Genomic DNA, 22,074 nt, shown 5'->3' on the forward strand with positions numbered 1-22,074 from the left:
ATGATGCGCTTGCAGCTTGAGGCATGAAGCCTAAAGCCAAATTTCTAAATATAGAGAACAAAAAACATCAACTACCTTGATCGAATACAGCATTAAAATAAAGCGAGAGGTTAAAAACCTGTTTACCGATGCGTGGGTGTGGCGCATGGCATGGCGAGATGCAAGGCATAATTATTCACGCCTGTTTTTGTTTATGGCATCCCTAATTACGGGTATAGCAGCTGTGGTGGCTTTAGACTCACTCAATAATTCATTACAGGATGATATTGAACGCAATGCAAAAGAATTGTTGGGAGCAGATCTGGTGCTTAATTCGACTAAACAATTTGAAGGTGAAGTAGTACAAGCTATTGATTCGAATTTTTCATTAGCGGGAGAGGCGGAACTATCTTCGATGGTGTTGTTTAAAAACACAGGGTACACTCGGTTAATTCGATTGGTTGCACTACAAGGAGATTTTCCATTTTACGGTGAATTGCTAACACGTCCGGAAAATGCTTACGAGCAAATGAAGACAGGAAAGTTCGCCATTATGGATGATGCTTTGGCCAGTCAGTATGAAGTAAGTAGTGGCGATACGATTAAAATTGGGAATACCTATTTTCCGGTAGCAGGTGTGGTTACCAAAATACCTGGAGGAGGAGGTTTAGCCGCAACGCTTGCACCATCTGTTTATATTTCATTAGGAGAGTTAGACTCAACAGGGCTTGTACAGTTTGGTAGTCGTATTAACTACAGCATGTACATTAAAACAAATACTGAGGAAGAAACTACGCAACTTATTAAAAATGTTGAACCCCTTTCAAAAAAGTATGGGTACTCTTATGAAACCGTACAGGCAAGAAAGGAAGGTTTGGGGCGTGGCTTTAGTTCTGTTTACCGTTTCTTCTCTTTGTTAGCCTTTGTGGCACTCATTCTTGGCTGTATTGGTGTGGCCAGTGCAGTTCATATTTATGCAAGAGAGAAACGCGATGAGGTAGCCGTGTTGCGTTGTATTGGTTCATCGGGCTGGCAGGCATTTGCCATATACTTTATACAAATTTTTATACTTGGTGTAATTGGAAGTGCCCTTGGTGCCATTGCGGGTATTGGGATACAACAATTAATTCCTGTTTTGTTTAAGGGTTATCTACCAATGGAAGTCTCTTTTAATATTTCCTGGACTTCATTATTCATGGGATTTATTATCGGCACAATCGTATCGGTACTATTTTCAATGTTACCACTGGTGGCTATTCGCTTTGTTCCACCATTAACAGTGTTACGTGCCGACTCCCAGGCCACTCGTGTTTGGTCTAAAACGAGAATGGTGGCGATTTTACTTATTATTATTTTTCCGCTTTCCTTTGCAGCATACCAAACCAAGAGTTGGTTAACAGGCGCCTTATTCTTTGCGGGTCTCGCCTTTGCACTCGCAGCCTTATCAGGTGTAGCGTGGTTGTTATTAAAGACAGTCAAGAGATTTTTTCCTAGTCAGGCACCCTTTGTCTGGCGGCATGCCTTGGCTAACTTATTCAGGCCGAATAATCAGACACAAATGCTGATGGTAAGTATTGGGTTAGGCGCGTTTATTATTGCCACGCTGAATACGGTTGAACAAAGTATGCTAAGTCAGGTGGAGTTTACTGGTAACGAAAACCAATCGAACACCATTATGTTTGACATACAACCACCGCAAAAAGATGGTGTGGTTAAATTGATGGAAGAGAATAAACTGCCCGTAAATCAGGTAGTGCCAATCATTACTTGTCGATTAAGTGAGCTAAAGGGAAAATCTGTGGAGAGCTTACAAAATGATACAACTGATAGTGTTTCAAATTGGGCGCTTACACGGGAGTATAGGGTTACCTATAGGGACAGCTTACATAAATCAGAAGAATTAATTGAAGGGGAGCTACATAAACGCATCTCCGGAAAAGATTCTGTGTGGGTTACCATTTCAGAAGGTATGCATGAAAACCTGAATGTAAAATTGGGAGACTCGCTTGTGTTTGATATACAAGGGGTGCCGCTAAAAGTGCGTATTGCTGGTATTCGAAAAGTAGAGTGGTCAGAAGATCCGCCAAATTTTATTTTTGTATTTCCAGCAGGGGTTTTAGAAAACGCTCCACAAATATTTGTAACCACAACACGCATTGACGATCAGCAGGCGGCTAACCGTTTCCAGCAACAGTTGGTTATGGCATATCCGAATGTTTCTTTGATTGACCTGCGTTTAATTTTAAACACGGTACAGGCACTCTTTAATAAACTTGGGCTTGTAATAAGATTTTTGGCACTTTTCAGCATTGTGACAGGTTTGGTAGTGCTTGCCGGAGCAATTATCAATAGCAAATTTGCGCGTATAAAAGAGAATGTTTTGCTTCGGACTGTTGGGGCACAAAGCAGACATATCACGCAGATTACACTTATAGAATATGCCTACCTTGGCTTATTTGCGGCTTTAACCGGTGTTATTTTATCGGTTGGAGGTAGTTGGTTACTTACCACCTATTTTTTCGAAATAACCTTTGCCGTTGACTTTCTGGAATTAGTATGGATTGTTGCCGGAATTGTATCTTTAACAATGCTTTTGGGCTGGCTTAATTTGCGCGATATTGTGCGAACACCGCCCCTGCAGGTATTGCGAAAAGAAACATGATTAGGACGATTCAAATTTTGAAAGTTGTTTTTCTGTCGTTTTGTTTATTGATGCTGCATACGACCTATGCAACTGAAAAGCCAGGTCTTAAGTTTATCGAGAATAAAAATCAATGGGACGAAGATTTGTTTTATCGCGCCAAAATTAATGGCGGTTTTCTTTCATTAAGCAAAAACGGTTTTGCATTCAACTTTGTCAATTATCAGCAAATTAATGAACAACATCATCAGCGAAAGCTTTCTCAGCTTGCGGAGAGTGGCCATGTAAGTGTTCAAGAGACTTGCATTGATGCTTGGAATACAACGCTTTCTTTTTTAGGTACGTGCTCAGTTAAACCAATTGCATCAGGTCGATCTGCAGAATACTATAATTACTTTTTGGGATCAGATGCTAAACGTTGGGCATCCGAAGCCTATGCTTACGAAAGTGTTTTATATCCTGAATTTTATGAAGGAATTGATCTTCGCATTTATTCATCAGGGCCAAACGCTAAGTACGATTGGATTGTTAAAGCAGGTGAGGATCCATCAAAAATACAATGGCAGTATAAGGGTTTTGATTCGCTTTATATTCAGGCGGGTAGCGTTTATGCAACCACAACTATTGCTGATGTAATTGAACGCAAGCCGTATGCTTATCAGGATAAAAACGGTTATCGCTTTGAAATTCCGGTAGACTTTGTTTTAGAAGACGGTGTTTTGCGCTATCAATTTCCTGATGGCTATGATGCATGTTTTGATTTGGTGATTGATCCCTTATTGATATTTTCAACCTACTCCGGTGCTACTGCAGATAATTGGGGAAGCACGGCAACGCCTGGCGAAAGAGGGACGCTATACTCGAGTGGTGTAGTACGTGATACGTACGGACAAAACCTGACTGGTAAGCTTTCGAAAACCGAGGGCTCTTTTCAAATGAACAATGCTGGCGGTTACGATATCGCAATTTTTAAATATGATTCTACAGGCAGTCAATTATTGTTTGCAACCTATTTAGGAGGCGCAAGCTCAGATTCTCCGCACAGCCTGTTAGTTAATAACAACGATGAGTTAATAGTGCTAGGTACAACGAGCTCATTAAATTTTCCTACATCAGAAAATGCATTTATTAAAAACTTTCAAGGGGGAAATAATATAAACCCCACTACTATTGAATATCCAAATGGGAGTGATATTACCATATCCCGAATAAGTTCAGATGGTAGTGTATTGCTTTCATCAACCTATGTGGGAGGTTTTGAGAATGATGGGTTGAACGCAAGAGAAGGATCATTATTAAAAAATTACGGAGATGACCAACGCGGAGATATTATTGTTGATGAGTTTGACAATGTATATGTAGCATCAGTAACTTCTTCATTCCTTTTTCCTTTTTTAAATAGTGTTAATACTGCTTATCAGGGCGGGATTTCAGATGCAATACTATTTAAAATGAATGCAGATCTTTCTGTGCTGGAGTGGTCAACAAGTATTGGTGGATCATCTTCTGATGCAGCCTACTCAATAAAATTTGATACGGATAAAAATTTGATAGTGGCAGGTGGGACTAGTAGTAACGATTTTGAAACCACTGTTGGTGCATATCAAGAAAATATTGGCGGGAACGTTGACGGTTGGATTGCAAAATTTGATAATTCAGGTAGTACTTTGTTGGCCGCCACCTATACAGGAACTAATTCCTATGACCAGATTTATTTTGTTGATTTGGATGTGGAGGATAACATTTATGTGTACGGCCAAACCACTGGCAATTTTCCTGTTACAGCAGGTGTTTTTAGTGTGCCGAATAGTGGTCAGTTTATACAAAAATTTAGTAGCGACTTATCTTCCCTTGAATACTCGACTGTTTTTGGTTCAGGTACACCAATTCCTAACATTTCCCCAACAGCCTTTTTAGTAAATGACTGTAATAATATTTATGTAGCAGGTTGGGGTGGAGGCATTAATGCTTCTCAGGGCTTTTGGACAGGTAATACAAGAAATTTGCCGATTACGCCCGATGCATTGCAAACGACAACAACAGGAAATGATTTTTATTTTCTTGTATTAACCGCTGATGCATCTGAAGTATTATACGGAACATATTTAGGTGGTACTCAAACGCTCACGCATGTTGATGGTGGTACAAGTCGTTTTGATAAAGGTGGAGTTGTTTATCATGCAGTATGCGCTAGTTGTGGAGGAGGAGCGGATGATTTCAGGACAACTCCCAATGCATGGTCGCGATTAAACAACAGCCAGAATTGTAATAATGCTGCATTTAAGTTTGATCTTTCTTCTTTAACAGCTCGATCGCAAACGAATAACGAAGCACGAAACCTTCCGGGATTTAATAGACTGTGTATTCCAGACGGAATCATTTTTCAGAATTTCAGTACAGGTGGTGAAATTTTTGAGTGGGATTTAGGAAATGGAGAAACAAGGGTGTTAACCGACACAAGTAGCTTTACTTACTTTTACAAATCCCCCGGCACATATGTAGTGACACTAACAGCTATTGATCAGGGTACTTGCAAGGTGCAAGATGTTGCCACTAAAACAATTCTGGTTGCTATTGCTCAATCAGCAGTGCAGGATGATGATGCTATTTGTGAAGGTGATAATTACCAACTGCAGGCAAGTGGTGCAGCGCAATATACATGGGTAAGCAAAGATGGTAAGGAGGCTTTCAATACACAAAACCCTAATATCAATCCAACACAAAGCACTAGCTATTACGTTACCCTGCAAGAAGTCTCTGGCTGCATTAGAAAAGATACGGTTAACATTGAAGTAGTACCATCTATTGTGCCAGAGTTTAAGCTACAACGTACCGCTAATTGTTTAGACAGACCAGGTATTGAGGTGATCAATCCACAAGCCGATAGTATAGATTATACTTTTACTTTCAGTTTTGGTGATGGCCAACAAAGTGATTTACCGGAAGTACAACATAGTTTTGAAAGTGATAGTCTGTATAACATAAAGCTTATCGCTCAACGCGACTTTTGTGTTTTTGAACAAGAGGAAGTTGTTGATATACGTTCGGTATTTATGCCGAACGTAATTACGCCCAAAGATCAAGATGGCAAGAACGATGTGTTTATGATTTGGTATGGCAAAGCAGGAGACACGCCAGCAGATGCAGGTTTACGTACATCAGTTGTTATTTACAACCGTTGGGGTACTATCGTTTATGAAAATACCAACTATCAGTATGACTGGTCAGGAGAGGATTTAGTCAGTGGAGTTTATTTTTATGAAGTAACCATAGAAGGTTATGCTACTTGTAAAGATTGGTTGCATTTGATAAAGTAGTGTATTTAAGCGAAAGGATTAAAAAACTGATTGAAGGAAAAATTTAGGATAGCAACAAAACTTTATAACAAGTAAAATAATAGCAGAAAGTAACTTAAATCTAAATCACTATTTCTTCATGAAAATAATACTTACCATTATTCTTTCCTTATTTATTTGTGCTGCTAACGCTCAAGACTTACCTAATTCGTATGTTAATGTAGGCCTTGGTGTTGGAATGAACTACGGAGGATTTGGCACAAAAACTGTTTTGGGATATCGTAATTCTGGACTCTTGGTAGGTCTGGGATTAATGGGGAATGGTATAGTCGGGTACGAGATAGGAGGTCAGCTTGCAATAAAATCGTTGTACTTTAATCTGGGATATGGTGTGTCAGGCACATATCAAATAAATGATGACCCTATAGAATCTGTCAAGAGTGGAAACTTTATGGTTGGTTATATGGTAGATCTCGGTAAAGAGAAAACTTCATTTATAGATATTGCTATTGGCCATACTATTGGGGCTCCCACTATTCAAATAGGGCCATTTGAGGAAGATCAGAGTGGTGTTACTTTTGCCCTTGGTATTGGAATGAGATTTCCGAATAAATAGTTTTAGCTGCAAAGAGCTTAATACGACTTTGAGGGCTCTTTCAAATTTGTAATTCGGAAGCAATATCTGAGGATTTTTTAATCCGTCTTATCTTTTATAAGAAGTACTTTATAGAGTTAGCGTATTATTGTTCGTCATAGCAATTTAAATAGAGTAACACTTCAAATTTTGCTTTTCTGAATACTGCCTTTTATTTTAATGCTGTATTAAATTTGGGTTGCAGACCCTTTGATGGGGCTTCCGAATTACAAATTCGGAAGAGCGTGTTAAAAGGTAAATTCAACGACCCTATTTGGAATATACTCGGAAATCCGTGGTATGAACAGAGATTGAAAAGCATGTATCCTTATTGAAGAAAATATATGAATATATCATTGGTAGTTTTTTTTGCAATGGTTTAAATGGTGAGTACACTAAATGTACTGACACAGACTGCAATTCAATTGAGTTCTTATTACTTGATGAGAATTTAAAAATCAGACAATCAAAGAGTAGTTATATAGGTAAGTTGCCTAAGCGAACTATAGGCACACCTGCTGTGGCACACCTGCTGTTCGACATGTTAGCGCAGCGCATGTCGAACTGCAAATGATAAGGGATTTGTAATCCCGCATTAAAGTTTTGCTAATTAGTCTTTCTACCTAACTCTAAATTATTTTTACACTCAAATTCGCAGCAGGGATAGCAGCGGAAATCCTTTTTGCTGAGGGGCTAGTGTGGTGGCGCAAAAAGATTGCAGCGAATAGCCCGGCCTGAGGCACGAAGGGCTGCCATGAACTTTAAAGCCCTTGAAAACAAAAAAGCACTTACTTTCGTAAGTGCTTGATTATCAGTGGGCCTTGCTGGGATCGAACCAGCGACCACCTGATTATGAGTCAGGTGCTCTAACCATCTGAGCTAAAGGCCCCAATCGGGCTGCAATAATAGCGGTTTTGCTCAGATTCGGCAAATTGAACAATTATTAATTCGACATTTCAAATTAAATGTTGCTTAGTTAAGCTTCCACATTCATCCTCTCCTTTGGAGAGGACTGGAGGTGAGGCCAATTAAAAGGCTTAACTAAACAACATTGCATTTCAAATTACGGGGCCTTACAACCCTTTGCCTTAATTGGTTGTCTATAGGTGAAAGTTGAATATTATGAAAAATGCCCTTCTGCTGATTGTCTCTGTTTTTTTATTGAGTGCTTCTTGCCAAGACGAACAATTGTCTGCTTCCAAAACATGTATACCCGTTAAGGTATTGCGTAGTATTTGTGGAAATGCTGTATTTCAAATTCAGGATAGCCGCTTTTATGGTTATGGTGAATCGGTGGGTAATGAGGAAAATGTATTTTTAGCCGTTTTAGAGTGTAACGCACCCGATGCAGTTACCTTAGGCAATAGTGAGCCGCAGCAAGAAATTTTTTATGCGGAACTTGATCCAGAAAATTTCAATAGTAATTGTGCTGTGTGTCTGGCCATGGTTAATTATAAAGGTCAAAAACATTATAAAATAAGATTGCATGAGGTCTGCCACACCATTGACACTGAAGAGTAAGCACTAAGCTTTCATTGTAATTCTTATCAGCATTGCGTAGACTTGTATCGTAAGATATAAGTCTTGTGATTCAACCTTATTACCAACGTTTGTCGCCCGCAGTATTGTCGGGTGAGCAATTAGACCAATTGCTTGGCTTGGGTTGGTATAGAATGCATCAGGATATTTTTACCACTTCACACATTCAACTCGATCAGGTGTATCGGGTGCATTGGTTGCGTTATCATGTTTCTTCAATTGAGTTGCGGAAAAGTCATCTGCGCTTGCTGAAAAAATCAGCTGCTTTCTCGGTAAGCATTCGCCCTTATGAAACACCGAACGATGAATTGTTGCAATTGCATGCGCAATATTTAAGTGAAGTTGATTTTGAAGCGGCAGCAAGTATACAAGAAGGTTTGTTTGGCGACTTGCCTGATGATGTTTCTATTTTTAATACGATGCAAATTGAACTACGTTTCGGTAATGAGTTAATCGCTGCCGGTTACTTCGATTTGGGTAAAACTACGGCAGCATCTATTTTACATTTCTTTAATCCTGTCTATGGTTATTATAGTCCGGGGAAACTTTTGATCTTGCATACCTTAGAATACCTTAAGTCGATTGGTATTCTACTTTATTATCCTGGTTATGTTGTAGCTGGTAATAGTAAAATGGATTACAAACTATTTCTAGGTAAATCTATAGCTGAATATTTTAATCCAGTATCGGCAGACTGGCAAGCATTCAATGATCAGTTATTGGTGTATGAATCTTTTCCATGGCCTGTTAAATCCGAGTAATGTAAAGCTTACCCCAAGTATCCTACGCTTTTGGCCATTAGTCCTGCTAGCAATGGAATTATAAACAAGAGTAATAATTCCATTCTTACCATCCAGACAAGTATAGCAGGAATTACTATTTTCTCTTCTGAACTTTTTCGTTTGCTCAGAAAGAAAATGGTAGGGTAGATAGATAACAATCCCACAACGGTAAACAGTCCAACTTTCAATAGGAAAACCCAATTGTTAGTATAGAAAGCAGCAGGCTTGCCGTGCTCGCCTAGCCAAAGTGTTAAGCCCGCGCCTAATAAAGTAAGTGCGGCAATACCATAAACAGCATCAATCTTTGAAAGTCGTTTAATTTCTGCAGGCGTCATTTCTTTTTTGAGTAAGAGATGTTCTGCAACCAACGAGCTTACAATGGCAAAGATGCTGACGAAGTGTATGTAGCGAAGAAATATTTCGAGTGTCATAGATTAATGTTTTATTGGCTTTTAGTTGAGCTTTTTTATCCATCCTCTCCTTTGGAGCGGATTGCAGGTGAGACCAAACGACATTTGATTATTATTTTGAGACGAGTTTTAAACCAATGATGGAACCGATCAACAGCATAATGAAAAAGATTCTCCAAAAATCTGACGGCTCTTTGAAAATAAAAATACCAATGAGTACGGTGCCAACAGCACCAATACCTGTCCATACGGCATAAGCAGTACCCAGTGGAATGGTTTTAATGGATTCATTTAAAAAATGAAAGCTGAGTGAAATGCAGATGAAGAAAGCAACACTCCATTTCCAGTTGGTAAAATTGTTAGAGAGTTTTAAACAGGTGGTGAAGCCAACCTCAAAACAACCTGCTATCATTAAATATATCCACGACATAAAAATTTCAAATTTCAGATTAGATGTGTTGGTATTTGTTATGTAAACTTTCTTCTCCAGGTGGATATTTTTTAATTTATCCCAAATCTTTAATCTTTAATCTTTAATCTGAAATTTGGAATTTGAAATTAATTAACCTTATGCTTTTCATTGCTCACTAAATTATGTAAATCCCATTCTATTCTTTTTTCAAAAGTATGTTTGCGCACAGGACAATCTTTTTTCTCGCAGACTTTACAAGAAAAATCCAGGCAACCATCGGAATGGACAAATAGCTCTAGCGAATCACCAAACTCTTGACGAACCAGTGCTGCCAATATATCAATTTCTTTATGTGCCTCATGTACATTGAGGTACCAGGGCACTGTAAGATGACAATCTAAATGTAACGTACTACCATATTTGATGATGCGGACATTGTGTAAATCAATCCAGTTCTCTTTTCTGTTTTTCTCCAGCACATCAACAAGTTTTTTCAATAAGGCTTCATCTGCCTCATCCATAATGCCAGCCAATGAACTTTTAACAATACTGAAACCTGTATATAAAATGAAAAAACTAAAACCAATGGCCACTATGCTATCTACCCACTGCCATTGAGTAAAATAGAGCAAGCCCAAACCAATTATGATAGCCAGAGTGGAGTAAGCATCGGACAATAAGTGTTTACCGCTGGCGATAAGTGCCGATGAATTATTTTTCTTACCATTATTAACGCAAACCTTACCAACAATAAAGTTGATAACGCCAGTGATTGATACTAATAAAATGCCGATGTCAAGTTGGTGGAGTGGTTCAGGATTAAACAAAGACATTACACCCTGAAATAAAATGGCCGAACCTGCTAAAAAAATCATCGCACCTTCTAAACTGGCGGAAATAAATTCAATCTTACCATGTCCGTAAGGATGATCTGTGTCGCGAGGTTTAGCTGAAACATATAAACTATAAAGTCCGACAAAGCCGGCAACTACATTGACAATACCCTCCAGGGCATCAGTTAAAATAGAAACAGAGTGTGTTAAGTAATAGGCAATTAATTTAATAAGCAGAAGCGTAATGGATAGAATGGCTACCCACCACTGTATGCGAATATTTTGTTGTGCTGTTTGCATTACTGAAGTTGAACGCGAAGGAGATTGTTGTGGGAAGTGATGTAGAGTGTCTTCTCTTCAGCATCTAAAGCACAGTTTGCAGAAGCCATCGTAGTTTTAATTTTACCCAAGAGTTTTCCGTTTACATCAAAAATCCAAACGCCACCCGGTCCGGTGGCAAATACAATACCTTTTGACGAAATTTTTAATCCATCAGGTAAACCTTTCTCTGTTTGTGCACTGGTAGTGGCGTCATAGAAAACTTTACCGCTTATTATGCTGTCTTGCCTAATACTATACTCATACCATTTTGCTTTGTCTTTGTCGGAATTAGCGACTATAAAGGTGCTGTCGTTTATAAAAGCAATTCCGTTTGGTCTTGTTAAGCTATCGACCAATAAACTTACAACGCCTTGTCTATCCAACCGATAGACACCATTAAACTTTATTTCTTTAGCCTTGTCATTATCCTGATCAGATAAACCATAAGGTGGGTCAGTAAAAAACAATTCACCTTTAGTATTATAGGCAGCATCATTCGGACTGTTAAAGCGTTTCCCCTCAAATGTAGCGGCAAGGGTTTTGAAATTAGCTGATGGATTATTAAGAGGACTTTCCATAGATGCCATTCGTCTGTCGCCATGTTGACAAATAACTAGTTGACCACTCGCATTTAACAAAAGACCATTCGATCCTTCTCCAGCATTACCTTCTTCTATTTGCGTATAACCTGAGGGCGTTAAGTATTCGCTCAGTCCGTCTTTTTCTGTCCATTTGTAAATGTTGTTTTTAGGCACATCCGAAAAGAGTAACATCTTTTCGCTCTCAACCCAGACAGGTCCTTCACTCCACACAAAACCTTCTGCTAATAATTCTACCGCTGTGCCGGGTTTGATAATCGCATCCAGCCCTTCATCAGTTTTTTCGATGCTGCCAACTTCTTTTTTGCTTTCGCAGGCCAACAATACAAGTAAGAGTAAAAAATAGTAGGTTTTCATTAAGCAGTTTTTTGTTTAGAAAATTTAATTAAGGCGGGAATCGCAATAATTACCCACACCACATTGAGGAAAGTGCTGGCAAAGGCTTCGATATAATAAGTGTAAAGAATAAGAAAGACACCTCCCAAAAAGTTGAACAATAGAAAAATCAAGGAGTCTGATTTTATTTTTTGATAGCTATTCAGCCCGTATGCAGCTACAACCATAAAAGATCCCGTCCAACCGATAATGTCAATGAGTAGTTTCACAATTTTATTTTAGATTGCAGAGGTTAAATGTAATGAAAAATGGCTGAAGTTGTAGAAGTATTGAAACGCCCTGCGCGCACGTTCTTACCAGAAGATTTTACCCTTACAACCTGGGAAAACTTAAAACCATATTTTGATACTTTGTTGAACCGAGAATTGAAATCAGTGCAAGATTTACGTACGTGGTTTCATCATCGAAGTGAACTGGAGTCGGTTATTAGTGAAGATATGGCGTGGCGTTACATCAATATGACTTGCTACACCGATAATGAAGCCTACAGTCAAGCCTATCAGGATTTTATTGTTAATATACAACCTCAGATTGCGCCCATAGCTGATCAGTTGAATAAAAAAGCAGCTGCCTCGCCTTACCTAAAAGAAGTAGAGCAAGAAGTGGGTTATGATATCATGATTCGTAGCCTTAAGAAAGAAATTGAATTGTTTCGTGATGAAAATGTTCCGTTGTTTACAGAAATCAACACAGAGACGCAAAAATATGCGCAGATCTCGGGAGCTATGGCGGTGGAGGTTGACGGAAAAGAACTAACCCTGCAACAGGCAGCAGTAATTCTAATGTCGACAGACAGGAAGAAGCGGGAAGAAGTTTACCATAAAATTGCGCAGCGCAGACTACAAGACAAACAAACGTTAGACGCGCTTTTCACTACGTTAATCGGGTTGCGTCACCAGGTGGCAAGCAATGCAGGCTTTAATAATTTTCGTGATTACATGTTCAAAGCACTGGGTCGCTTTGATTATACACCAAAAGATTGTTTTGATTTTCACACTTCTATTCAGGCGCAGGTTGTGCCTATGCTTAACGAGCTGGCCAAAGACAGGAAAGAAAAACTTAAAGTAGAGGCGCTACGTCCATGGGATAAAGCAGTTGACCCCGAAGGACTTGATGCGTTGAAAGTATTTGAAAATGGCAAAGACCTGACAGACAAAACCATTGAAGTATTTAAAAGACTAGACCCTTTCTTAGGTCAGTGCTTAGCCATTATGAAAGAGATGGGGCATCTCGATTTAGAATCAAGAAAAGGTAAAGCGCCCGGTGGTTATAATTATCCTTTAGCTGAAGTAGGGGTTCCTTTCATTTTTATGAATGCAACGTCAACACTACGCGACATGGTAACCATTATGCACGAAGGTGGGCATGCCATTCACAATTTCCTGACCCGCGATTTGGAATTAAATGATTTTAAATCTACACCTTCTGAAGTAGCAGAGTTGGCATCCATGTCAATGGAATTAATATCCATGGATCATTGGGATGTTTTCTTTAAAGACGAAGCATCATTGAAACGTGCTAAACGTGAGCACCTCGAAGATATTATTGAGACTTTACCCTGGGTGGCAACCATTGATAAATTCCAGCATTGGATTTATGAGAATCCGAATCACACAGCCGAAGAGCGCAAAGCAAACTGGATTAAGATAGCGGATGCATTTGCCGACACACATACTGATTGGAGTGGTTTGGAAGAGAATAAGTATTATCTCTGGCAAAAGCAGTTGCATTTGTATGAAGTGCCTTTTTATTATATTGAATATGGTATGGCACAATTAGGCGCCATTGCTGTTTGGCGGAATTACAAGATTGACAAAAAGAAAGGATTAGAAGGTTATCAAAATGCATTGAAGCTGGGTTACACACGCTCAATACCTGAAGTGTACAAAGCAGCCAATATCCGTTTCGATTTCAGCAAAGCCTACATTCAGGAATTAATGGATTTTGTAAAAACTGAGTTATCCAAGCTATAGGTTTGAGGTTCGAGGTTGGAATCTAGTTGCCTGAAACATGCATTGCATGAAGCGTGAAGCTTGAAACGTGAAGCGTAAAATCTAAAATTTCAATTCTAAAATCTTACCCCCTACACTTATCCAACAAATCACTTAGCTCAGCAGCTTCGTGCTCATTCAATGCTATCACATTATCATCAACCGTGAAACCTATTTTTTCGAGGAGTGCTAAACCATTTTCAGTAATGGTTACATCAGCAGCACGCCTGTCGTTAGGGCAGGTACTTTTATTGATGAGATTTTTTTGAGCCAGACGATCTAATAAGCGGGATACATCTGAATTACGGTCGAGCATACGCGATTTAATTTCAGTGGCTGAAATACTATTCGGGTGCTGACCTTTTAAAATTCTTAAGATGTTGAATTGTGTGGCAGTGATGCCGTGAGGTTTGAAGAAATCCTGTTGCTTGCTTTGCAACCAGTTAGCGGTATAGATCAAATTCAAGAGCGCCTTTTGTAAAGGTGTCTTAAACTTGCTTTGCTTTATTTCTTCTTCAATTTTCATGATTTGTTAAAATAGGCAAAGCGGAACATCGGCTATTGCCATTCCGCTTTGCCGTAAAGCTCAATTAAGCTTTTTTATCTAATTCAATTTTGCAGCTGATCTGCACATCATCACCTACTACCATTTCGCCACCAGCTAAAGTGCTGCTCCAATTTACACCATAATCTTGACGGTTAATGATACCAGTTAACTTGAAACCGGCTTTCATACCGCGACCAGTGTTAATAGAACCACCGTAGACTACATCAAACTCAGCCTTCTTGGTTACACCTTTCATAGTGAAATCACCTTTCAACTTGTACTTGTTACCTTCTTTTACCAAAGTGCCTTTGAAAGATACTTCAGGGAATTTTTCAGCATCAAAGAAATCAGCTGACTTCAAGTGACCATCACGCTTTTCGTTTTCAGTGTTGATTGAAGCTACTTTAGCAGTGAAGCTAACTTCAGCACCATTGAAATCGTCAGCCTTACTAATTAAGGTGGCATCGAAATCTTTGAAAGTACCTTCAGTTTCTGCAACTACCATGTGCGTAGCGCTAAAACCAATCTTTGAGTGTGTTTTGTCGATGTTCCAGGTGGTTTGCGCTGAAACGGTTGCGGCTACAAATAGAGCGACAACCACTGCATAAATCTTTTTCATAATTTCTGTGTGTTTTGTTGGTGCAAGTATAACACATGTTTAAACATATATGTTCAAACATATAATTATTTTAATATAAAGTGCTGATAATCAGTATCTATTTATTTTGTTAGGGAAAAAATCTTAATTGGAACAGTCTAAAATCATAATTTCAAATAGAACTCTCGGGTAAGTCTTTTATAGTCCAGCGACCATTCATCGTCCTGCTCGTAAAGCAGTATTTCACCTTCATCCACATTTTCTTGCTGTTGAGAAAATTCAAGCAACCACCGCTCTATGGGTTTTTCTTTTCTCGCCCTGAATCCCCATTGTCTGCTTGGGTATAAATGGAAGGTCTCGGCCAATCTTATAAACTGCAAGCCTTCAGTATAGGGTAAGATTACACTCAACTTGCCTGTACTAGTTAACAAGCGTTTGCTGTGCTCAAGAAGTTCAGTATAAGATAAGGTCTCTGTATGCCTGGGTGCAACGCGACTGGCTACTGGTGGCTTAAAGCTGTTATTAAAATAAGGTGGATTGCTTACAATATGATCGTAGCGCTTCAGGGTCTCAAAATCCTGCAAGCGTTTATGATGCACTTGTATTTTAGTTGGCCACGGACTGTGTTTTACATTATCATTCGCCTGACTATAATCCGGCATTGAAAACTCAAGCGCATCTATACGAGTATCAGTGGCACTTCTTTGAGCCATCATAAGTGCAATCAAACCAGAGCCTGTGCCGATGTCGAGTAAATGTTTTTCGTTATGTACGTTTACCCACGCACCTAACAAAGTCCCATCTGTGCCCACTTTATGTGCGCAGCGATTGTCTTCAATATTAAATTTTTTGAAGCGAAACATTAATCATTCGGCAGGGAAGCGATGATTTCATTCACCATGCTCACCATATCAAAGCCATGATGCGATATACCTAATCGTACAATAACTAAATCTTCCGAAGGAATCACCATTACAAATTGCTCTTCAAAACCATCTGCCCAGTAAGCATCTTGTGGTAGATCAGGGTATTTTCGGTTTTGCGGATTGTCCTTGGCTCCGGCATTCAACCACCATTGTGCACCATATTCTCCAAGTGGGGGAGTGGTTGCAGGTGTGGTCGTATATTTCACCCAACCTTCTGGTAAAATATGTTCACCATTCCACACACCATCATTATAATAGAGTAAACCGAATCGTGCCCAGTCGCGTGCGGTAGCAAAACTGTAAGAGGAGCCAACGAAAGTACCCGATGCATCAGGTTCTATCACGGTGTTTAACATACCGATTTTGTAGAAGAGTCGTTCATACGGAAAACGATGGTAAAGTGTATCACCCAACTGTTGGCGAATCATTCTCGACATAATATTGGTGGATGCACTGGAATATTGAAAGTGTGTATTCGGTTGTTGAACCAGCGGACGACTGGCGGCATATGCACCTTTATCATCACTGTAGATAAACATCTGATGAAAATCCTGAAAAGGATTGAAGTAAGTCTCTGACCACTTTAAACCACTGCTGGCTTGTAAAAGATTGTTTACAGTAATGCGGGCACGCGCATCGTCTTTCCACTCAGGAACAGGAGCAGGGTCTTCAACACGAAGGTTGCCATCGTTAACTAACAAACCGATTAAAGCATTGGTAATGCTCTTGGTCATAGACCAGCCCATCAGTTTCGTTTGTGGTGTAACGTAATCAGCATATTGCTCAGCAATGAGTTGTCCTTTATATAACACAACTACGGCCAATGTATTTTTAGGCTTAGCGGAATCAGTTTCAATCAAAGCAATTTCCAACGCTTTGTCTATGCGTTCTTTATCAATGTCGGTAGCGATAGAATCCAATAAGAGATTACCCATTGGCCAGGCGAGCGTATCCTGTAAATAAGCTGGTGCTTGTGCTAAACTAATTTGCTGTGATCTCACCTCTTCTTCGCTACGTTCTGCTAACAAAGTGCAACCCAAACCCTTTCTATAGATAGCTTTTGCTTTAGCCAGCAATACAGTGGCAGTAACAGAAGAGTCACTGGTATCTACTTCAAGGCCGGCACTGGATAAGGTTGGAAAAACAGTGAGTTCTTTTTCCCGAACACTTTCTACAGTTCTGCCAGAAACATATACACAAGAGCAAACAGTTTTGGCAGCCATGCCAGCCATAATAGGAGTGAAGCTATAAACCACTACAAGTACAACAAGTAGCAAAATACCAATCAGGGAAAGTAAAGTAACCTTAATGAACTTTTTCATATTATTTTCGTCTTACTAAGCTAAGGGAAATTTATATGAAGTATCTTATTTTTTTAATTGTACTCTTACCCATCAGCTTAGCAGCACAGGATGTTGAAGTTTTTTCTGAGAAAACAGATACTACGATAAATTTTTATGCCCGCAGCCCTTACCATTGTCACTATACAGTAGAAGTTAAGTTTGAGGTCTTCAATAACATGGAAAGCTCAATACCCTTGCCGGCTAGACTTATTATAGAACCACTGGCGACAAAACAATTTTTAATGGCGATCAAACGTAAAGCCAATGCAAAATCCTGGGGTTACAAGTTTCAATATCGCTTCGATCAAGGTAATTTAATTAGTACTAAGCATGAGGACAACTATCCATATTTATTGCCATATACTTCTTCACGTCAGCACAAACTGATGCAAGGCTATTTTGGTAAGTTTTCGCATATGGAAACACATTCCCTTGATTTTGAAATGCCAGAAGGCACAAGCATTGTTGCTGCCAGGGAGGGTATAGTAATTAAAACCAAACAGGATTCTAATAGGGGTGGAGCTTCGCGTGATTTTATTGATCAGGGAAATTTTGTGCTCATCTATCATAGCGATGGCACCTTTGGCAATTATTTTCATTTGAAGCAGAACGGTGTCCGTGTAGAAGTAGGGCAGCAGGTGAAAAAGGGGGATCTTATCGGCTTAAGTGGTAACACCGGCTGGAGTAGTGCACCACATTTACATTTTGAAGTACTTTTGCCAGGTAATGGTGCGAAACTAACAGTGCCTACTAAATTTTTATTAGCCAATGGCAAAATCGAAGAGCTCAAAGAAGGCAGTTCGTATTAGTGATCTTCAGTCTTTTTTAGATGAAAAGGTTGATAAATTCAATCAACCGGGCTTTATTGAAAATGATCCCATTAGTATCCCGCATCGTTTTAAAAAGAAGCAGGATATAGAAATCGCAGGCTTTTTTGCGGCCATGCTGGCATGGGGCCAACGCATTACGGTATTAAATAAGTGTACCGATCTGTTAAACAGAATGGACAATGCTCCCCACGATTTCATGTTGCATCACACAGAAAATGACTTGAAGGCCTTCACAACTTTCAAGCACAGAACTTTTAATGCTACTGACACACTTTATTTTTTGGCATTCCTTTCTCATCATTATAAAAAGCATGCATCGTTGGAAACACTTTTTGCAGTAGATAAAAAAGAGGAAACAATAGAGAAGGGACTTATTAATTTCCACCATACATTTTTCAGCTTGGCGGATGCTCCACACCGAACAAAGAAACACGTGCCTACCCCTGAGCGCAAGTCAACCTGCAAACGCTTAAGTATGTATTTACGTTGGATGGTGCGCAATGATCAGAAAGGTGTAGACTTTGGCATTTGGAAAAAGATACAACCAGCGCAATTGATTTGTCCTTGCGATTTGCATGTTGAGCGTGTAGCCCGTCAGTTGAAATTGATCAAACGTAAACCTACTGATTGGCAAACAGCATTAGAGCTGACAGCCAACTTGCGTAAACTTGATCCGCTTGATCCTGTTAAATATGACTTCGCCCTCTTTGGTCTAGGCATTGAAGAAGGTTGGTCAAAATTGAAGTGATTAAAGACTATCTCAAAAGTAAGAGGACTCGTCATTGTAAGCCTCCTGGATAGGGTTTGTGCTAGGGAATGCGAAGCAATCTAGATGCTTGCTTTAAAGAATCATAGATAGATTGCTTCGTCAATCCACCGCACATTCCAGCCCAATTCCTAGTAATGACGTGATTTTTTAGGTGCGAAGTATTTTTGAGATTACTTCTAATTGTTCCTTCTCTTTAAAACACCTTCTTCTACATACCAATACTGATCAGCAGCGGTTGGCCATTGCGATAAATTAAAGGCAGGATTGCCCGCTGTATTACCTGCAACAATTTTTACAGAAAGTGCTTCCTGATTATGATTCCATTGCAGGGGCTGGGCGTTTTCATATTTTTCTGGAAGTAGGCCCTTGCTTTGAATAAAATAAGCATTACCTGATCCATAAACTATAGCATTACCGTTTTCATCAATGCAAACAGCTGTTTTTTCATCTACGCCAATACCCTTAGCGTTGGTTATTCCGAAATCTTTTATCATCCTGGCCATAAAAACCATATGTCTTCCTTCTCTACCTCTTTGCGAATAATGTTGATCAGCTATTACATTTTTAAGGTAGGGGAGGTTAATAAAACTTTTGGAGAGGCTGACGGTAGTGTGATAAGGATTTAATAAAACTTTATCGCTAAGGGCAGAACCTTCTTTGGCATCAAACACATACTCGCTTAAAACAGCGCAACCTGCGCTGGTGCCACCAATCGGTATCTTTTTTTCTTCAACCAGGTATTGAATGGCCGCAGAGACTTCTGTGCCAGACCAAAATTTCACGTAATTACTTTGATCCCCACCGGCAATAAATACTGCCTCTGCTTCACGAAGGCGCTTACCCACAGCAGGGTCGTTGGCTTTTTCACGGCTATCCAAAAGGAATGTCTCTACAGAGTTTAAACCGCCTAAATTGTAGATGTAGTCATTATAACCTGTTGAGCCTGAAGATCGAATGATTACGAAATCGCCACCACCACTTTTTTTAATCATCCAGCGTAATGCATCTTCAACGTCAGTACTGCCTCCCATTAATACGATGCCGGAGGAACTTTCCGTTACAACGTCTTCTGATGAGCCAACCAACCCAAGGCTATGGGTGGTAAGACTATTTTTCAGGTTTACTACTTCATCTTGCGATTGACAGACTGAAAAAGTAAGTAAAATGCTGAATATGAGGGTTGTACTTTTTTTCATTTCAGAATTAATTCATCAGGATTAAAAATAAAACTAATGCCTAGTAAGAGCAGCATGAGTATGGCCAGCGCACCATGCATTTTTTCAGGAATTTGTTTTAAAGCCAGTAAGGTAAGGAAGACAAAGGCCACAAAAAATTGTCCTAACTGTTCTTCAATTGCATAATCTAAAACAAAATGATTTTGTAAGATGCTGATTACCACAAGTAAAAGCGCAGCACCAAAGTATTTTCTGTAGTTGTTTAAATAATGCTGTTTCAAATCAAGACCTGCCTTCGACCATTTTTGTGGGAAGAGTAAATGGGCAAGTACAAACAGTACAATAGGGTAGGTAATGATGAAAAGAAACAGTGGTAAAGTCCAGGTCATTTCTGCCCGTAGGCTATACGTTATCCACCACTCCTGTATGTGTAACACAAAGACAATCAGCATCCAAACACCATAAGGCCAGTACATACTGATCATTTCCCACCTTTTAATAATGTCGGCAAGCCCTGTCAGGATCACTGTAATTCCTAAACCAAGTATGATTGAAATCAATACACTCACGTACTCAAATGGGCTCATAACAAATAATTTATAAAGATTCTAAATTACATTTTAGGCATTTCAACACACCAATGTAAGCGTACCTTCGCTGCCGAAAAAAACGTGAAGAATGTTTTTGGAAAGAGTTCCTAAAACGTCAAATAAATTTGAAAAAATGACTTCTGATAGTAGATTTGTGGCTTCTGCTTTACAACCGGACACTAAACCAGACATGACAAAGCATACTCAACTTGCGACACTAAAGTTTACCTTCCTGTCGCTCCTATTAACGGTTCTTTGTTCCATTTCTTTCGCGCAAGATATTCCCGCTGATCCAGCTGCGATCAGTGCCGGTGAGTCTCTGTTTAACGCGAATTGTAAAACCTGTCACAGGGTTCACCAAAAGCTGATTGGTCCTGCTTTGGCTGATGTGTACAACCGTGCTCCATCTATAGATTGGATTAAATCATTCATTAAAAACTCTGCAGGTCTTATTGCTTCTGGTGATGCCTATGCAGTAAACCTTTATAACGAATATAACAAAACACAGATGACTGCTTTCTCCGGCTTAAAGGATGAGCAGATCATGCAGATTTTAGCCTATGTACAAGCTGAAACTATTAAAGGTCCTCCTGTTGCAGCAGCTCCTGTTGCAGCAGCGGGTGGTAGTGGTGATGCTGGTTCAGGCATTCCTTCTTCTTATTTAAATGCTATAGTTGCAGGTCTTGTACTAATCCTTGTTCTGCTGGTTGTAATCCTTGGTTTCTTGGTTTCTGCTTTAAAGCGATTCCTCGATCAGAAGGATTTAAGTGCAGAAGACAAGGAACTGGTACATTCTCCTATCACTTCTAACAGCATTTTAAAAAGTGCAGGATTTTCATTTATCGTTATCTTTTTTGTAGTGGCACTTGGATTTAAAGCATTGATCAATGGCTTGTTCTCAATTGGCGTTCAACAGGGATACGCACCAAAGCAACCTATTGCATTCTCTCACCAGATTCACGCTGGTCAATATGAAATTCAGTGTCAGTATTGCCATACAGGTGTAACTAAAGGAAAGAGTGCAACTATTCCTTCCGTAAATGTTTGTATGAACTGCCACAATCAGATTAAAGAAGGAGCGCTTTATGGAACAGCTGAACTCAGCAAGATCCAGGCTGCTTACGATAATAATACCCCTATACAGTGGGTTAGAATTCACAACCTGCCTGACTTGGCTTATTTCAATCACGCACAACACGTAAATGTGGGTGGTATAGAATGCCAGACTTGTCACGGACCTATACAAGAAATGGAAGTTGTTCGTCAGCACTCATTATTAACAATGGGCTGGTGTATCGACTGTCATAGAAAAACAGATGTAAACTCAAAAGGCAACGCCTATTACGATAAACTGGTAGAACTTCACAACAAGTCGAGCAAGAGCGCGATGAAAGTGGAAGACATTGGTGGTTTGGAATGTGCTAAGTGTCACTATTAATAGCTGAAAATCAACTTACTACGAT

At 39.5% G+C, this 22,074-nt stretch carries 20 protein-coding genes and 1 tRNA gene; 9 read left to right on the plus strand and 12 right to left on the minus strand.

Annotated features, from left to right (window positions below; translation table 11 throughout):
* The first annotated feature begins 76 nt into the window (after positions 1 to 76).
* The 3 genes from SanaruYs_RS15880 (at position 77) to SanaruYs_RS15890 (ending at position 6,532) form a co-directional block, all read left to right on the plus strand.
* Entirely contained in the window at positions 77 to 2,641 is a 2,565-nt protein-coding gene (locus tag SanaruYs_RS15880) for an ABC transporter permease (protein WP_127123581.1), read from the plus strand.
* Positions 2,638 to 5,937, plus strand: coding sequence for a DUF7948 domain-containing protein (locus tag SanaruYs_RS15885; protein ID WP_127123582.1), 3,300 nt, complete (start codon positions 2,638 to 2,640; stop codon positions 5,935 to 5,937). The genes SanaruYs_RS15880 and SanaruYs_RS15885 overlap by 4 nt, the downstream gene beginning before the upstream one ends.
* A 118-nt stretch (positions 5,938 to 6,055) precedes the next feature.
* A complete protein-coding gene (locus tag SanaruYs_RS15890) occupies positions 6,056 to 6,532 on the plus strand; it encodes a hypothetical protein (RefSeq protein WP_127123583.1) in 477 nt (158 codons plus the stop codon).
* 833 nt (positions 6,533 to 7,365) lie between these two features.
* On the opposite strand, the gene SanaruYs_RS15895 is transcribed toward SanaruYs_RS15890, so the two are convergent.
* Positions 7,366 to 7,439, minus strand: a tRNA-Ile gene (locus SanaruYs_RS15895).
* Positions 7,440 to 7,672: 233 nt separating this feature from the next.
* On the opposite strand from SanaruYs_RS15895, the gene SanaruYs_RS15900 reads away from it, so the two are divergent.
* Both SanaruYs_RS15900 and SanaruYs_RS15905 read left to right on the plus strand, forming a co-directional pair.
* Entirely contained in the window at positions 7,673 to 8,071 is a 399-nt protein-coding gene (locus tag SanaruYs_RS15900; protein ID WP_127123584.1) for a hypothetical protein, read from the plus strand.
* 65 nt (positions 8,072 to 8,136) lie between these two features.
* Positions 8,137 to 8,850, plus strand: coding sequence for a GNAT family protein (locus SanaruYs_RS15905; protein WP_127123585.1), 714 nt, complete (start codon positions 8,137 to 8,139; stop codon positions 8,848 to 8,850).
* A gap of 8 nt (positions 8,851 to 8,858) precedes the next feature.
* On the opposite strand, the gene SanaruYs_RS15910 is transcribed toward SanaruYs_RS15905, so the two are convergent.
* The 5 genes from SanaruYs_RS15910 to SanaruYs_RS15930 form a co-directional block, all read right to left on the minus strand.
* The gene (locus tag SanaruYs_RS15910; protein WP_127123586.1) at positions 8,859 to 9,302 is read right to left on the minus strand and encodes a DUF2214 family protein; all 444 of its coding nucleotides are present in this window, start codon (positions 9,300 to 9,302) and stop codon (positions 8,859 to 8,861) included.
* A 91-nt stretch (positions 9,303 to 9,393) separates the two neighbouring features.
* The gene (locus SanaruYs_RS15915; protein WP_127123587.1) at positions 9,394 to 9,711 is read right to left on the minus strand and encodes a DMT family transporter; all 318 of its coding nucleotides are present in this window, start codon (positions 9,709 to 9,711) and stop codon (positions 9,394 to 9,396) included.
* Between the two features lie 128 nt (positions 9,712 to 9,839).
* Positions 9,840 to 10,826 carry a cation diffusion facilitator family transporter gene (locus tag SanaruYs_RS15920; protein ID WP_127123588.1) on the minus strand — a complete coding sequence of 329 codons (987 nt, stop codon included), beginning with the start codon at positions 10,824 to 10,826 and terminating at the stop codon, positions 9,840 to 9,842.
* Positions 10,826 to 11,803, minus strand: coding sequence for an SMP-30/gluconolactonase/LRE family protein (locus SanaruYs_RS15925; protein ID WP_127123589.1), 978 nt, complete (start codon positions 11,801 to 11,803; stop codon positions 10,826 to 10,828). Before SanaruYs_RS15925 ends, SanaruYs_RS15920 begins: the two co-directional genes overlap by 1 nt.
* Positions 11,803 to 12,051 carry a CBU_0592 family membrane protein gene (locus SanaruYs_RS15930; protein WP_127123590.1) on the minus strand — a complete coding sequence of 83 codons (249 nt, stop codon included), beginning with the start codon at positions 12,049 to 12,051 and terminating at the stop codon, positions 11,803 to 11,805. Before SanaruYs_RS15930 ends, SanaruYs_RS15925 begins: the two co-directional genes overlap by 1 nt.
* Positions 12,052 to 12,090: 39 nt before the next feature.
* Between SanaruYs_RS15930 and SanaruYs_RS15935 the strand changes: the two genes are divergently transcribed.
* On the plus strand, positions 12,091 to 13,815 hold the full coding sequence (locus SanaruYs_RS15935) for a M3 family oligoendopeptidase (RefSeq protein WP_127123591.1): 1,725 nt from the start codon (positions 12,091 to 12,093) through the stop codon (positions 13,813 to 13,815).
* Positions 13,816 to 13,918: 103 nt separating this feature from the next.
* Here SanaruYs_RS15935 and SanaruYs_RS15940 read toward each other — a convergent pair whose 3' ends face one another.
* From SanaruYs_RS15940 to SanaruYs_RS15955, 4 genes are all read right to left on the minus strand, one after another.
* Positions 13,919 to 14,359 (minus strand): MarR family winged helix-turn-helix transcriptional regulator, encoded by a 441-nt coding sequence (locus SanaruYs_RS15940; RefSeq protein ID WP_127123592.1) that lies wholly within the window; start codon positions 14,357 to 14,359, stop codon positions 13,919 to 13,921.
* Positions 14,360 to 14,423: 64 nt separating this feature from the next.
* The gene (locus SanaruYs_RS15945; protein ID WP_127123593.1) at positions 14,424 to 14,999 is read right to left on the minus strand and encodes a YceI family protein; all 576 of its coding nucleotides are present in this window, start codon (positions 14,997 to 14,999) and stop codon (positions 14,424 to 14,426) included.
* 143 nt (positions 15,000 to 15,142) lie between these two features.
* Complete coding sequence (locus tag SanaruYs_RS15950; protein WP_127123594.1) at positions 15,143 to 15,841, minus strand: tRNA1(Val) (adenine(37)-N6)-methyltransferase; 699 nt, start codon at positions 15,839 to 15,841, stop codon at positions 15,143 to 15,145.
* A complete protein-coding gene (locus SanaruYs_RS15955) occupies positions 15,841 to 17,226 on the minus strand; it encodes a serine hydrolase domain-containing protein (RefSeq protein ID WP_127123595.1) in 1,386 nt (461 codons plus the stop codon). The genes SanaruYs_RS15950 and SanaruYs_RS15955 overlap by 1 nt, the downstream gene beginning before the upstream one ends.
* Before the next feature lie 35 nt (positions 17,227 to 17,261).
* Between SanaruYs_RS15955 and SanaruYs_RS20475 the strand changes: the two genes are divergently transcribed.
* Both SanaruYs_RS20475 and SanaruYs_RS15965 read left to right on the plus strand, forming a co-directional pair.
* A complete protein-coding gene (locus tag SanaruYs_RS20475; RefSeq protein ID WP_127123596.1) occupies positions 17,262 to 18,056 on the plus strand; it encodes a M23 family metallopeptidase in 795 nt (264 codons plus the stop codon).
* Positions 18,016 to 18,825: a TIGR02757 family protein gene (locus tag SanaruYs_RS15965; protein ID WP_127123597.1), complete on the plus strand. Its 810-nt coding sequence runs from the start codon at positions 18,016 to 18,018 to the stop codon at positions 18,823 to 18,825. The genes SanaruYs_RS20475 and SanaruYs_RS15965 overlap by 41 nt, the downstream gene beginning before the upstream one ends.
* Positions 18,826 to 19,022: 197 nt before the next feature.
* On the opposite strand, the gene SanaruYs_RS15970 is transcribed toward SanaruYs_RS15965, so the two are convergent.
* Positions 19,023 to 20,042 (minus strand): cyanophycinase, encoded by a 1,020-nt coding sequence (locus SanaruYs_RS15970; protein WP_127123598.1) that lies wholly within the window; start codon positions 20,040 to 20,042, stop codon positions 19,023 to 19,025.
* The gene (locus tag SanaruYs_RS15975) at positions 20,039 to 20,608 is read right to left on the minus strand and encodes a hypothetical protein (RefSeq protein WP_127123599.1); all 570 of its coding nucleotides are present in this window, start codon (positions 20,606 to 20,608) and stop codon (positions 20,039 to 20,041) included. Before SanaruYs_RS15975 ends, SanaruYs_RS15970 begins: the two co-directional genes overlap by 4 nt.
* 136 nt (positions 20,609 to 20,744) lie before the next feature.
* Here SanaruYs_RS15975 and SanaruYs_RS15980 point away from each other — a divergent pair, with 136 nt between their 5' ends.
* Entirely contained in the window at positions 20,745 to 22,049 is a 1,305-nt protein-coding gene (locus SanaruYs_RS15980; protein ID WP_246011925.1) for a c-type cytochrome, read from the plus strand.
* The last annotated feature ends 25 nt before the right edge of the window (positions 22,050 to 22,074 follow it).

The organism is Chryseotalea sanaruensis (assembly GCF_003990915.1).
Taxonomy (GTDB): Bacteria; Bacteroidota; Bacteroidia; order Cytophagales; family Cyclobacteriaceae; genus Chryseotalea; species Chryseotalea sanaruensis.

Coding starts and splice junctions, on each gene's coding strand:
- SanaruYs_RS15885 (WP_127123582.1), top strand. CDS start 2,638: ATGATTAGGACGATTCAAATTTTGAAAGTTGTTTTTCTGTCGTTTTGT.
- SanaruYs_RS15890 (WP_127123583.1), top strand. CDS start 6,056: ATGAAAATAATACTTACCATTATTCTTTCCTTATTTATTTGTGCTGCT.
- SanaruYs_RS15900 (WP_127123584.1), top strand. CDS start 7,673: ATGAAAAATGCCCTTCTGCTGATTGTCTCTGTTTTTTTATTGAGTGCT.
- SanaruYs_RS15910 (WP_127123586.1), bottom strand. CDS start 9,302: ATGACACTCGAAATATTTCTTCGCTACATACACTTCGTCAGCATCTTT.
- SanaruYs_RS15915 (WP_127123587.1), bottom strand. CDS start 9,711: ATGTCGTGGATATATTTAATGATAGCAGGTTGTTTTGAGGTTGGCTTC.
- SanaruYs_RS15920 (WP_127123588.1), bottom strand. CDS start 10,826: ATGCAAACAGCACAACAAAATATTCGCATACAGTGGTGGGTAGCCATT.
- SanaruYs_RS15925 (WP_127123589.1), bottom strand. CDS start 11,803: ATGAAAACCTACTATTTTTTACTCTTACTTGTATTGTTGGCCTGCGAA.
- SanaruYs_RS15935 (WP_127123591.1), top strand. CDS start 12,091: ATGGCTGAAGTTGTAGAAGTATTGAAACGCCCTGCGCGCACGTTCTTA.
- SanaruYs_RS15940 (WP_127123592.1), bottom strand. CDS start 14,359: ATGAAAATTGAAGAAGAAATAAAGCAAAGCAAGTTTAAGACACCTTTA.
- SanaruYs_RS15945 (WP_127123593.1), bottom strand. CDS start 14,999: ATGAAAAAGATTTATGCAGTGGTTGTCGCTCTATTTGTAGCCGCAACC.
- SanaruYs_RS15950 (WP_127123594.1), bottom strand. CDS start 15,841: ATGTTTCGCTTCAAAAAATTTAATATTGAAGACAATCGCTGCGCACAT.
- SanaruYs_RS15955 (WP_127123595.1), bottom strand. CDS start 17,226: ATGAAAAAGTTCATTAAGGTTACTTTACTTTCCCTGATTGGTATTTTG.
- SanaruYs_RS20475 (WP_127123596.1), top strand. CDS start 17,262: ATGAAGTATCTTATTTTTTTAATTGTACTCTTACCCATCAGCTTAGCA.
- SanaruYs_RS15965 (WP_127123597.1), top strand. CDS start 18,016: ATGGCAAAATCGAAGAGCTCAAAGAAGGCAGTTCGTATTAGTGATCTT.
- SanaruYs_RS15970 (WP_127123598.1), bottom strand. CDS start 20,042: ATGAAAAAAAGTACAACCCTCATATTCAGCATTTTACTTACTTTTTCA.
- SanaruYs_RS15975 (WP_127123599.1), bottom strand. CDS start 20,608: ATGAGCCCATTTGAGTACGTGAGTGTATTGATTTCAATCATACTTGGT.
- SanaruYs_RS15980 (WP_246011925.1), top strand. CDS start 20,745: ATGACTTCTGATAGTAGATTTGTGGCTTCTGCTTTACAACCGGACACT.